The organism is Streptomyces sp. NPDC006872, from assembly GCF_040635845.1.
Taxonomy (GTDB): domain Bacteria; phylum Actinomycetota; class Actinomycetes; order Streptomycetales; family Streptomycetaceae; genus Streptomyces.
On record NZ_JBEYIL010000005.1, the window covers coordinates 170,014 to 182,491 of the forward strand.

General features: G+C 73.0%; 10 protein-coding genes. 1 reads left to right on the plus strand and 9 read right to left on the minus strand.

Features of this window, described 5'->3' with window-relative positions; translation table 11 throughout:
* Positions 1-77: 77 nt before the first annotated feature.
* The 9 genes from ABZ725_RS16610 to rsmI form a co-directional block, all read right to left on the minus strand.
* On the minus strand, positions 78-2,039 hold the full coding sequence (locus ABZ725_RS16610) for an ATP-binding protein (protein ID WP_358803378.1): 1,962 nt from the start codon (positions 2,037-2,039) through the stop codon (positions 78-80).
* A 258-nt stretch (positions 2,040-2,297) separates the two neighbouring features.
* Complete coding sequence (locus tag ABZ725_RS16615) at positions 2,298-3,077, minus strand: MHYT domain-containing protein (protein ID WP_358803379.1); 780 nt, start codon at positions 3,075-3,077, stop codon at positions 2,298-2,300.
* A 203-nt stretch (positions 3,078-3,280) separates the two neighbouring features.
* A complete protein-coding gene (locus tag ABZ725_RS16620; protein ID WP_358803380.1) occupies positions 3,281-4,591 on the minus strand; it encodes a hypothetical protein in 1,311 nt (436 codons plus the stop codon).
* Between the two features lie 84 nt (positions 4,592-4,675).
* Positions 4,676-5,584, minus strand: coding sequence for a 4-(cytidine 5'-diphospho)-2-C-methyl-D-erythritol kinase (locus ABZ725_RS16625; RefSeq protein ID WP_358803381.1), 909 nt, complete (start codon positions 5,582-5,584; stop codon positions 4,676-4,678).
* Positions 5,581-6,456: a 16S rRNA (adenine(1518)-N(6)/adenine(1519)-N(6))-dimethyltransferase RsmA gene (gene rsmA, locus ABZ725_RS16630; RefSeq protein WP_358803382.1), complete on the minus strand. Its 876-nt coding sequence runs from the start codon at positions 6,454-6,456 to the stop codon at positions 5,581-5,583. Before rsmA ends, ABZ725_RS16625 begins: the two co-directional genes overlap by 4 nt.
* 39 nt (positions 6,457-6,495) lie before the next feature.
* Positions 6,496-7,926: a ubiquitin-like domain-containing protein gene (locus ABZ725_RS16635; RefSeq protein WP_358803383.1), complete on the minus strand. Its 1,431-nt coding sequence runs from the start codon at positions 7,924-7,926 to the stop codon at positions 6,496-6,498.
* 116 nt (positions 7,927-8,042) lie between these two features.
* Positions 8,043-8,921 carry a TatD family hydrolase gene (locus tag ABZ725_RS16640; RefSeq protein ID WP_351914410.1) on the minus strand — a complete coding sequence of 293 codons (879 nt, stop codon included), beginning with the start codon at positions 8,919-8,921 and terminating at the stop codon, positions 8,043-8,045.
* A gap of 108 nt (positions 8,922-9,029) precedes the next feature.
* Positions 9,030-9,458 (minus strand): hypothetical protein, encoded by a 429-nt coding sequence (locus tag ABZ725_RS16645; RefSeq protein ID WP_358803384.1) that lies wholly within the window; start codon positions 9,456-9,458, stop codon positions 9,030-9,032.
* A gap of 262 nt (positions 9,459-9,720) precedes the next feature.
* A complete protein-coding gene (gene rsmI, locus ABZ725_RS16650; RefSeq protein ID WP_358803385.1) occupies positions 9,721-10,596 on the minus strand; it encodes a 16S rRNA (cytidine(1402)-2'-O)-methyltransferase in 876 nt (291 codons plus the stop codon).
* Positions 10,597-10,668: 72 nt separating this feature from the next.
* Between rsmI and ABZ725_RS16655 the strand changes: the two genes are divergently transcribed.
* A complete protein-coding gene (locus ABZ725_RS16655; RefSeq protein ID WP_358803386.1) occupies positions 10,669-12,414 on the plus strand; it encodes a phospholipid carrier-dependent glycosyltransferase in 1,746 nt (581 codons plus the stop codon).
* The last annotated feature ends 64 nt before the right edge of the window (positions 12,415-12,478 follow it).

Consider the following 12,478-nt stretch of genomic DNA (forward strand, 5'->3'; position numbering starts at 1 on the left):
TCCGACGCTTGAGGACGAGGCCCGTTCAGGGTCGATGCGGGGGTCTGGGGGCGGCAGCCCCCAGACGCTCACCCGGGCTAGCGGCCGGGAAGCAACCCCGCCGCCGGAGCCAGCCCCCGGCCGCCTGCAGCATGCGGCATGTCGTCCCGCAACAAGGCCTCAGGGATCAGCACCGCCGCGGTGACACCCCCGTTCGGCGAGGAGCGCAGCTCCACCCGCAGCCCCTGCCGCTCGCGCAGCCGGTTCACCACGAACAGCCCGATCTGCTTGGCGTCCAGAAGGTCGACCTTCTCGGACTGGATCTTGCCGTTGGCGTCGGCGAGAGCCTCCTCGTTCATGCCGAAGCCGCTGTCCTCGATCTCGACGAGCACACCTTCCCGCATCCGCGCGGCCCGAAGATGGACCTTGGTGCTGGGCGGCGAGAACGAGGTCGCGTTCTCGACGAGCTCGGCGAGCAGATGGATCACGTCGGCGACCGAGCCGCCCACCAGCGACACCCGCGGGGTCGCCCAGGTCTGCACGCGCCCGGCGCCCTCGATCTCCGCGACGGCGGCCCGCAGCACGTCCGCCAGCGGGATCGGGTCGCGCCAGCCACGGCCGGGGGCGATGCCGGAGAGGATCAGCAGGCTCTCGGAATGGCGGCGCATCCGGGTCGCGAGGTAGTCGACGCGGTAGAGGTCGTGCAGCTCGGCCTGGTCGTGCTGACGGCGCTCCATGGCGTCGAGCAGGTCGAGCTGGCGGTGCAGCAGCACCTGGCTGCGGCGGGCCAGGCTGACGTACACCCCGGAGATCCCGCTGAGCAGCTCGGCGCGCTCGGACGCGGCCTTCAGCGCGGCCCGCTGGACGGCGGTGAGGGCGGTGCCGACCTGGGCGAGTTCATCGCCGGCGAGGCGGCGCATGGGGGCCTCGGCGTCGATGTCGACGCCCTGTCCGGCGTGCAGCTTGCGCATGGCCTGCGGCAGCCGGTGGCCGGCCACCTCCAGCGCGGAGTTGCGCAGGTCCAGCAGTTCGACGATCAGGCCGCGGCCGACGATCACGGAGACCAGCAGCGACAGCAGCACACCGACCAGACCGAGCACCACGGCGATCCCGGACGCGCCGAGCGTGTCCCAGCCGAACGGGTCGGCCTTCGCCGTCTCGCCCGTGCCGGCGCCGTCCTCGGCGGCGGCGAGTCCCTTGAGGACGCCGGACACGGCCGTGTCCCAGCCCGTCAGCGCGGACGCCGACACGGCCTTCTCGCCGGGGCCCGCGCTCTGCACGCCGTCCTCGACGCTCCGCACGCGCGCGTACGCGTCGGCGTCCAGTACCTCCTCGTACGCCGGCCGGTGTGCGGACTGGAGGTCGGAGACGCCGGGGGCGAGCAGTTCGCGCTGGGTGGCGACGGCGCCGACGAACAGCGCGTACTCGTCCTTCGTGAGCTTTCCGCGGGCCTGCGCGGCCCCCAGCAGCGCCTGCTCCCGGGCCACCGCCTCGCGGGCCCGGCCCAGTTCGAGCAGCACGCGCGCCTCGGACGCCGAGTCGGTGGTGTCGTCGCCGGTGAGCGCGCCGATCGCGGCGAAGCCGTGCTGGACGATCGTCGAGTAGCGCGTGTAGGCGACGGAGGCCGAGGCGCCCTTGGCGGTCGCCTCGTCGCGCAGTGCGGTGAGCCCGCCGGCGTCGGCCTCCAGGGCGTCCAGCCGCTTGGGGAGCGCGGTGTCGAGGAGTGCGGCGTCGGAGCTGGAGGAGTTGATGCCGTCCACCAGGTCGGCGGCGGCCTCGTTGGTGACCGTGCCGGCCTTCCGGAAGGCGTCGGGCGCGTCCGCGTACCGCAGGGCGGCGGTCCGCTCGGCCTGCAACGCGTTGATGAACTCGCCGACCGGCTGGAGCAGTTCGGCGTTGACGTCCTTGGCCCGCTCGGTGTCCCCGATGCTGGAGGCGGTCGTCACCGCCGCGAAGCCCCACAGGGCCATGAGGGACACGACGGGAAGCATGAGCAGGGCGACGATCTTCGCCCGCACCGATCTCGGGCGCAGACGGGCTGATGTGCGGAGGATGCGCATGGTGCCTCGTTGGGTGGGTGAGGTGAGGTGGGGTGGCGATGCGGGGGGGGCGGGCGCGGTGTCCCGTGGAGGCGTGTGGCAGGCGTGGGCACCGCTCGGGACCGGCGCGTGCGCGTCCCGTTCACGCCTCCCCCGTCTCGGCGTGCGGCCGGTGACTCGGGGTCAGGCGGCGGTCGGTTGCGCGTACCGGGCGGACGGTTCACCGTGCACGCCCGCGCGCACGCCGGTCGGCGTGAGCGCGCGGGCCTCGCACACCGCTCAGGCCGTGGTCAGTTCGACCTGGCGCAGGAGTTCCGCGGCGACCGCCGCCTCGTGGCGCTTGCCGGTCGGGGAGAGGGCGACGTACGCGGAGGTGAGGAAGAGGAAGGAGCCGAGCACGACGGCCAGCGGGAAGATGAACTCCGTGGCGGTGGCGCCGGGCAGGGCGGCGCTGCTGGGCGCGAGGTTGATGCTGACGGCCCACATCGCGGTGTAGTGCATGCTGCTGACCGCGAGCCCCATGACGAGGGCGGCGACGGCGGCCAGCACGGGGCCGCGCACGATCAGGGTGAGGGTGAGCGCGGCGGTCGCGGCGACGACGGCGATCGCGACCGAGGCGATGACCAGGGTCGGGTCGTAGCCGACCCGGCCGTGCAGGTTGAGGGCGGCCATGCCGGTGTAGTGCATGGCGGCGACGCCGAGCCCGGTGCCGAGGCCGCCGAGGACGACCGACGTCACGCGCGAGCGGCCGTAGCCGGCGGTGAAGACGCCGGCCGCGACCACGCCGACGGCCATCAGCAGGCTGAGGACGGTGAGCGGGACGTCGAAGCGGATCGGGGTGCCGTCGACGCTGAAGCCCAGCATGGCGATGAAGTGCATCGTCCAGATGCCGGAGCCGATGGCGAGGGAGGCCAGCAGGAGCCAGTTGCGTTTGGAGGCGCCGTCCGCCTCGAGTGCCCGGACGGTGCAGCGCAGTCCGAGCGCCGAGCCGACGCAGGCCATTGCATAGGAGAGGACGGGGGTGACCCATCCGGCGCTGAAGTGATCCATGTGCCCCATGGGGACTTCCTCTCGGCCGTGGCGCGAACAGGGCGCGCACACGCGGTACCGCCGGTAACAGCAGACGGGGGTTGGCTGATCATGCCATCCGCCCCTGAGACACAGACGGCGCGAAAGGGACCATGGAGACCATGTCGAACATCGAGTTTCCGTGACGTGGGTTACACCTCCGAACGTATAACTATGCAGGTCAAACGCATTCCTCACACCCTCCCCGAGCCCTTCACCTCGCCCCGCTCGTACCTCCACATCGCATCCACAAGGTCTGCATCCGGCCACCTTTCGGCATCGAGCGGTCGCAGTCGGCGCGCGGCCTCCGCACAGCGCGGATCACCGCGCAGCGCGAGCCCGCGGGCGGCGTGCACCCGGGTCTTGCGCAGTTCGTCGTCGCCGAGTCCGGCGAGCACGTCGGTGAGCCCGGGCGCCTCCCCGCGACAGTGCGTCAGCCAGTAGGCCGCGCGCTCGCGCACGGCGGGATCGGGGTCCCGCGCCAACGCGTACACGGCGTCCAGCTTGTGCCGGGGCATGGCCGTGAGCTCGTAGCGCAGGGTCTCGATCGCCTCGCGCCGCACCCGCGGATCCGGATGCCCGACGTACGACAGCCCGACGGCGTCGACCTCGTCGGAGCGGTCCGAGCCCCCCGACTCCTCGCTCAGCCCGCTCAGCACCTGGGCGAGCACCTCGGGGTCCCGCTCCTCCCGGGCCCAGGGCAGGAACACCTCGGACGCCTCCTTCTCGACCACCGTCGAGGACCGCGGGAACATCCCGCCGAACCCGATGACGAGGCACCGCAGCACATCCGCGGCGAAGAGCCGGCGCAGCCGGTCGGGATGATCGCGCAGCGCCTCGGCGGCTGCCCAGTCCTCGGCCCCCAGACAGCCGGCGAGGCGGATCACCACATCGGTCCAGACCCCGTGGTCCCGGTCCGGACGGGTCAGCGCCCGCGCGAGCAGCTCGTCGAACGGCACCGGCATCCGGAAGCGCTCCTCCAGCACGGTCAGGACGCCGAGATGGCCGTCCCACACGGTCCGGCCGCCGAGCGAGAAGCTCTCGTAGCAGGAGGTGCGCAGGGGCTCCTCCCACACCCGCCGCCGTGCGACCGGCCCGTCCGCGCCCGTGCTGCGGCGCAGCTCGGCCTCGATGTCGGCCTCGGCCCAGTACTGGGCGCGGGCGAGCAGTGCGGCGCGGGCGTCGGCGTCGAGGAGCACGGGCTCCGGCAGCAGCCGAGCGCTCATCGTGGACGAGCCGCCGTCCACCGCCCGGGTCAGCGCGGTGTCGCCGCCGGGCAGTCCCGGATCCCCGCCCGGCACCCCGTCCAGCGGGCGCAGCGGATCGGCCCCGGCGTCCATCAGCGCCTCGGCGACCGGTTCGTCGTACGCGGCCACGGCCAGGCAGAGCAGCGGAACACCGTCCGCGGGGTCGCAATGCTCGGGGTCGCCCCCGTCGTCCAGCAACTCCCGCACCGCGTCCGCGTCCCCCCGCCGAACAGCCGCGACGAGCTCGACCGACCCCATGCGCCCACCTCCCCCACGCCGGTCCTCTCAACGGACCGACAGCCGGGGGATCCTAGGACGCGCAGGCCCTTCGGGGCAGCCGAATTACCGGGGGCCGCCCTCGATCACCGTCGCGCCCGGTGCCGGGCCCGACGCCACGCGCACGCTCCTGCAGGTGCCCGAGACGGTCAGCGCTTCCGCGATCTTCGCCGCGGAGGCGGCATCGCGGGCGAGGTGGGCGGTGGTCGGGCCCGAGCCGGAGACGAGGGTGGCGAGGGCGCCGGCCGCACGGCCCGCGGCGAGGGTGTCGGCGAGTTCGGGGAAGAGGGACAGCGCGGCGGGCTGCAACTCGTTGGAGAGGGTGGCCGCGAGGGCGTCGGGGTCGCCCTTGGCGAGGGCGTCGAGAAGATCGCGCGAGGCGATCGGCTCGGGGATGTCCCGGCCCTCCGCCAGCCGGTCGAACTCCCGGAACACCGCCGGCGTCGACAGCCCCCGCTCGGCCATCGCGAACACCCAGTGGAAGGCGCCGCCGACCTCCAGCGCCGTCAGCTTCTCGCCGCGCCCGGTGCCGAGGGCGGCGCCGCCGACCAGGCTGAACGGCACGTCGCTGCCCAACTCGGCGCAGATCTCCAGGAGTTCGTCCTGGGAGGCGCCCGTGCCCCACAGCGCGTCGCAGGCGACCAGCGCGCCCGCGCCGTCCGCGCTGCCGCCCGCCATGCCCCCGGCCACGGGGATGTCCTTGGCGATGTGGAGGTGCACATCGGCCTCGCGGCCGTAGCGCTCGGCCAGCGCGATCGCGGCCCGCGCCGCCAGGTTCGTGACGTCCAGGGGGACCTGGTCCGCGTCCGGGCCCTCGCAGGTGACGCGCAGTTCGGCGGCCGGGGTCACGGTGACCTCGTCGTACAGACCGACCGCGAGGAAGACGTTCGCCAGGTCGTGGAAGCCGTCCGCGCGGGCGGCGCCCACCGCGAGCTGCACATTGACCTTGGCGGGCACCCGTACGGTGACGCTCACTCGGAGTCCTTCTGCTTGTTCTCGGCGATGGCGGCGAACTCCTCGACCGAGAGGGCCTCCCCGCGGGCCTGCGGAGAGACGCCGGCCGCCACGAGGGCCGCCTCCGCCAGCGCGGCGGAGCCCGCCCACCCGGCGAGCGCGGCCCGCAGGGTCTTGCGGCGCTGGGCGAACGCCGCGTCGACGACGGCGAAGACCTCGCGCCTCGACGCCGAGGTCTTGATCGGCTCGGCCCGCCGCACCAGCGACACCAGCCCGCTGTCGACGTTCGGCGCGGGCCAGAACACGTTGCGGCCGATCGCACCGGCCCGCTTGACCTCCGCGTACCAGTTCGCCTTGACCGACGGCACGCCGTACACCTTCGAGCCGGGCCCGGCGGCGAGCCGGTCGGCGACCTCCGACTGGACCATGACGAGGGTCCGCTCGATGCTCGGGAACGTCTCCAGCATGTGCAGCAGCACGGGCACGGCCACGTTGTACGGCAGGTTCGCGACCAGCGCGGTCGGCGCGAGCCCCGGCAGCTCGGTCACCTGCATCGCGTCGGAGTGCACCAGTGCGAAGCGCTCCGCGCGCTGCGGCATGCGCGCCGCGATCGTGGCGGGGAGCGCGCTCGCCAGGACGTCGTCGATCTCGACGGCCGTGACCCGGTCGGCGGCCTCCAGCAGCGCGAGGGTGAGGGAGCCGAGCCCCGGGCCGACCTCGACGACCACGTCGTCGGGCCGGACCCCCGCGGTGCGGACGATCCGGCGGACCGTGTTTGCGTCGATCACGAAGTTCTGGCCGCGCTGCTTGGTGGGCCGCACGCCGAGGACGGCCGCCAGCTCACGGATGTCGGCGGGGCCCAGAAGGGCGTCGGGGGCGGGGCTGGTACTCACGGGACAAGGGTACGGGGCCGCACGGTCGCCTCCCGTCCCTCACCCGTGCAGCCGCTTCCCGCAGTGCGGCCAGGGGCTCGCCCCGCGTCGCACGTACAGCTTCTTGGCACGCGACGTCTGCTCCGCCGCCGGTGCGTCCTGGGGGCGGCCGCTGCCGCCGAGGCTCTGCCAGGTACGGGTGTCGAACTGGTACAGCCCGCCATACGTGCCCGAGGGGTCGACGGCGTTCGGCCGGCCGCCCGACTCGCAGACCGCGAGCCCCTGCCAGTCCAGACCGTCGGCCCCCTGCACGGACTTCGGCAGTGGCTTCGTGCCGACCTTCACCACCTGCGCGCGCGGCTCGCGCACGACCTCGTCCCGGATCCGCCTCGGCTTCTGCCGTACGCCGTTGACCGTGCGCAGGGAGTACGTGATCCGCCGCAGCCCGGGCTGCCCGGCCCGCTCGACCACCTCCGTGCCCTTGAACAGCGAGGCGTCCTCGGCGCGGCGCACCTCGAACGGGATCTGCTCCTCCCGCACCTCCTCGGCGCCGGTGATCCGCAGCACGGTGACCGTCTGTCCGTCGCGCGGGAAGCTGCCGGGCGCCACCGACGTGGCGTCCTGCCCGCGCAGGGTGATCCCGGCCGCCTGCACGGCCTCCTGCACGGTCGCCGCGTTGGTGCGGACGGTGCGGGCCCGGCCGTCGGCCATCACCGTGACGGAGCGCTCGGTGCGCACGTCCAGCGCGAGCCCCGCGCGCCCGATGGGCTGGGAGCGCGAGACGGACATGTACGCGCCCTGCGCACGCACCCCCAGCTGCTGGAGCGCCTCCTCCACCGTGTCCGCGGTCGTCCACAGCTCGTGCCGCCGGCCGTCCAGGGTGAGCCGGACGGGCCGCCCGTAACGCACCGCGATCTCGTCGCCGCTGGCGAGGGCCGTGCCGGGGGCGGGGGCCACCACGTCGTGCTCGCCCACCTGCACGCCCTCCTCGGCGAGGAGTTCGGTCACGTCGTCGGCGAAGGTGTGCAGGGCGCGCGGCTTGCCGTCGACGGACAGCTCGACCGCCTTGTCCTCGGCGACGAACGCGGTGGTGCCGCCGGCCAGGAAGGCGACGACGAGCGCCTGCGGAAGCAGTCGGCGCATCGTGGACTCCGGGCGCTCGGCGGAGCGCGTCCTGCGCCGGCGCGCGGCCCGGCCTCCCCCGCCCGGACCCGTGCTCTGCCGCGGAAACAGCGGCTCGGACAGCTGGAGCGTCTCGGACAGCTGGAGCGTCTCGGGCGGCTGGAACGCCTCCGGCGGCCGGGGCGGCGCTTCACCGGCGTCACCGGCCGCGTACACCCCGAACTGCTCCTCGTACGCGGGCCGGTAGGTGTCGTCGTACGTCCCGGGGGCCGCGTACACGCCGTAGGCGACCGTCTCGGCGTTGTGCAGGTCCACGTACGGCCCGTCACCGCCGTACGGCTCGTACTCGAGGTGCTGGGAATTGCTCACGCCGACACGCTCCAGGAGTGGGGTCCGGATCGGGCCCCCAGAACCTAGCGGAGTGGCGGTCACTCTCCAAAGTGGCGCGGCTACCGAGAGTTGTGTTCGAGCTGGTCGCGTCGGGGTCAGTAGCCGAACGCGCGTGCCGTGTTGACGGCGAGTGCGGTGGCCAGGGCGTCCTCGTCGAGACCCCGGACGGCGGCCATGGCGCGCACCGTGACCGGAATGAGATACGGGGCGTTCGGCCGTCCGCGGTAGGGCGCCGGGGTCAGGAACGGGGCGTCGGTCTCCACCAGGAGCAGCTCAAGCGGGGCCACGGCCACGGCGTCCCGGAGGCTCTGGGCGTTCTTGAAGGTGACGTTGCCGGCGAAGGACATGAAGTACCCGGCGCGGGCGCAGATCTCGGCCATCTCGGCGTCGCCGGAGTAGCAGTGGAAGACGGTGCGCTCCGGGGCGCCCTCCTCCTTCAGGACGCGCAGGACGTCCGCGTGCGCGTCCCGGTCGTGGATGACCAGGGCCTTGCCGTGCCGCTTGGCGATCTCGATGTGGGCGCGGAAGGAGTCCTCCTGCGCCTCCTTGCCCTCGGGGCCGGTGCGGAAGTAGTCGAGTCCCGTCTCGCCGACGCCCTTGACGTGCGGAAGCGCGGCCAGGCGGTCGATCTCGGCGAGCGCCTGTTCGAGCGCCCCGGAGCCGCCCGGCTCGCGCGCGCTCTGCCGGGACCAGCCGTCGGGGTCGCCGTGCACGATGCGCGGAGCCTCGTTCGGATGCAGGGCGACGGCGGCGTGCACGTTGTCGTGCGCCGCCGCCGTCTCGGCCGCCCACCGGGAGCCCCGTACGTCACAGCCGACCTGGACGACCGTCGTCACCCCGACCGACGCGGCCTTCGCCAGAGCCTCCTCCACCGTCCCCGACTGCATGTCGAGGTGCGTGTGGGAGTCGGCGACCGCCACCCCGAGGGGAGCCGGAAGCGGCGGCGCGTCGTTCTTGTCGGAGTACGAAGACATACCCCGATCCTACGAAGGCGCAAGGACCAGCGCCCCAAAGGGGCGCGGGGAACTGCGCGACCAGCCACGACGGAGCCGCGGGCAAGCACGGCCCGTCCGGCGGAGCCCTCAGCCGGCCTTGCGGAACGGATGCAGCAGGTCCGACAGATGCCAGTGGTGGTGCTCCCCGGGCCGGTCCTCGGACTGCTCCCCGGACCGCTCCTCGGTCGCCGCCGTGACCGGCTCGGCGACCGGACGGGCCGGGGGCACCGTGCGCTGCCGGGCAGCGCTCTGCACCGATGACACCTGCCCCGCCCGCATGATCCGCACGACGTGCCCCTCGCAGTTCTGGCACGCGGGCCGGCTCAGCGGCGACGGCACGACGCGGCCGTTCGCCACGTAGAGAACGAACTGGTGGCCGTCGGCGTCGGTGTGGTGCTCTATCTCGTACGACTGCTCCCAGCCGTGTCCGCAGCGCATGCACGCGAAGGAGTACGACTCGTTGACGACGGCGCTCGCGCCGCTGCGGAGGCCGGTCTGCCCTGTGATCTCACTCATGCCAGCTCCTGTGGAAGCGAGGGACGGGTGCCGTCCCCGTCACCCAGTGGACTCCTCGGCCCGGGTGAACGCAGCAGGCCTGTGCACTGTTGGAGGCGATTTGGGCTTCCCTTGCCGAAGAGGCCTCGCACAGGGGGGTGGGCTTTGCCTTCGGTGACAGTCCTTTGCCCGCACATGGGGCGCACGCTCAGACGACATGCGCCCTGCTCAGAGGGGGTGTGCGCCGGGTGTGAGCCCCTTCATGACCCGGCGGTGACAGCCGTCACAGAGCCCCGGCGTTCTTCGCCGCGACCACCGCGTCGAACACCTCCCGCTTGGGCAGACCGGCCTCCGCCGCCACCGCCACGATGGCCTCCTTGCGGCGCTCGCCCGCCTCCTCGCGCACCCGCACCCGCCGCACCAGCTCCGCCGCGTCGAGCTCCTCGGGCCCGCGCTCGGGAGCCCCGGTGACGACGACGGTGATCTCGCCGCGCACGCCCTGCGCGGCCCACTCCGCGAGCTCGCCGAGCGGCCCGCGCTTGATCTCCTCGTAGGTCTTGGTCAGCTCACGGCACACGGCGGCCCGCCGGTCCGCGCCGAACACCTCGGCCATCGCGGCGAGGGTGTCGTCCAGCCGGTGGGGGGCCTCGAAGTAGACCAGCGTCCGGCGCTCCTCGGCGACCTCGCGCAGCCGCGACAGCCGCTCGCCCGCCTTCCGCGGCAGGAACCCCTCGAAGCAGAACCGGTCGACCGGCAGCCCGGACAGCGCCAGCGCGGTGAGCACCGCGGACGGGCCGGGGACGGCCGTGACCTTGATGTCCTGCTCCACGGCCGCCGCGACCAGCCGGTACCCGGGGTCGGAGACGGACGGCATCCCGGCGTCGGTGACGAGCAACACCCGCTTGCCGGCGACGAGTTCCTCGACCAGCTCGGGCGTGCGGGCGGACTCGTTGCCCTCGAAGTACGACACCACCCGGCCCTTGGGCGTCACGCCCAGCGCCTGGGTCAGCCGCCGCAGCCGGCGCGTGTCCTCGGCGGCGATCACGTCGGCGCCGGTCAGCTCCTCGGCGAGGCGGGGCGGGGCGTCGGAGACGTCGCCGATGGGCGTCCCGGCGAGGACGAGGACTCCGGGCTGGGTTCCGGGCGTGGTTCGGGGCATGGCTGTCACGTTTCCATCCTCCCAGGGGGACGGACACGGGACTCACACAGCCGTGTTCCCTACGATGGCGCGGTGACCAGTACCGCGTCCTCCACGGACTCCACGGACTACCGGCCGGGCCGGCCGCCGCACGATCAGCGGCCGACATGGCAGCAGCGGCTGCGGCGTTTCGGATACACGGCGGAGCCCTCCGCCGACGTCCGGGAGCGGCTGGTGCCACCGTTCGCGCAGCCCAGCCCGCGGTTGTGGCAGGCGCTCGGCATCCCGCACGCGTGGGCGGAGCGGATCGCGCGCTGGTCCTCCTGGGGCGGCCCGCTGCTGGTCACGCTGCTGGCGGGCGTGATCAGGTTCTGGCACCTGGGCAGCCCGAAGAAGGTGATATTCGACGAGACGTACTACGCCAAGGACGCGTGGGCGGTCGTCCACCGCGGATTCGAGGTCAACTGGCCCAAGACCACCGACGCCCTCCTCGCCAAGGGCGGCGAGGTCTCGATCCCGACGGACGCGGCCTATGTGGTGCATCCGCCGGTCGGCAAGTACGTCATCGGGCTCGGCGAGCTGATCTTCGGGTTCGATCCGTTCGGCTGGCGCTTCATGACGGCCGTCCTCGGCACCCTCTCCGTGCTGCTGCTGTGCCGGATCGGCCGCCGGATCTTCCGCTCCACCTTCCTCGGCTGCCTCGCGGGCGCGCTGATGGCGGTCGACGGGCTGCACTTCGTGATGAGCCGCACCGCGCTGCTCGACGGGGTGCTGATGTTCTTCGTGCTGGGCGCGTTCGGCTGCCTGGTGGCCGACCGGGACTGGGCGCGCCGGAAACTGGCCGCCGCGCTCCCGCCGGACGTGGACGGCCGCTACCGCCCCGACGCGCACCTCGCCGAGACCACCCGCATCGGCTGGCGGCCCTGGCGCTGGGGCGCGGGCGTGATGCTGGGCCTGGCCATCGGCACGAAGTGGAACGGCCTCTACATCCTGGTCGCGTTCTGCCTGATGGCGGTGTTGTGGGACGTCGGCTCGCGCAAGGTGGCGGGCGCCCAGCACCCGTACCTGGCGGTGCTGAAGCGGGACACGCCGCTTGCGTTCCTGTCCACGGTCCCGGTCGCGCTGGCCGTCTACCTGGTGTCGTGGACGGGCTGGATCCGCTCCTCGGCCGACGGCTCCGGCGGCTACTACCGCAACTGGGCGGCCACCGACGGCGAGGGCGGCAACTGGACCTGGCTCCCGGACTGGCTGCGCAGCCTGTGGCACTACGAGCACGAGGTGTACGAGTTCCACACCCACCTGACCTCGCCGCACACCTACCAGTCGAACCCGTGGAGCTGGCTCGTCCTGGGCCGCCCGGTCTCGTACTTCTACGAGTCCCCCGCCCCGGGCGTCGACGGCTGCCCGACCGACGCGGGCGAGAAGTGCGCCCGCGAGGTCCTGGCGATCGGCACCCCGCTGCTGTGGTGGGCGGCCTGCTTCGCGATCCTGTTCGTGCTGTGGCGCTGGTTCTTCCGCCGCGACTGGCGCGCGGGCGCGATCGCCTGCGGCATCGCGGCCGGCTACCTGCCCTGGTTCATGTACCAGGAACGCACGATCTTCCTCTTCTACGCCGTCGTCTTCCTGCCCTTCCTCTGCCTGGCGGTGGCGATGATGATCGGCGCGCTGGTCGGCCCACCGGGTTCGACGGACACCCGCCGGGTCGCAGGAGCAACAGGCGCAGGAGTCCTCGTCCTGCTCATCGCCTGGAACTTCATCTATTTCTGGCAGCTCTACACGGGCCAGGCGATCCCGATCGATGACTGGCGGTCACGTATGTGGCTGGACACATGGGTCTAACGATTGAGGAAACTGCTGCCCCTGTCGCCACTCTTTCCGCTTACTGTGAGCCCGGACAGTACTT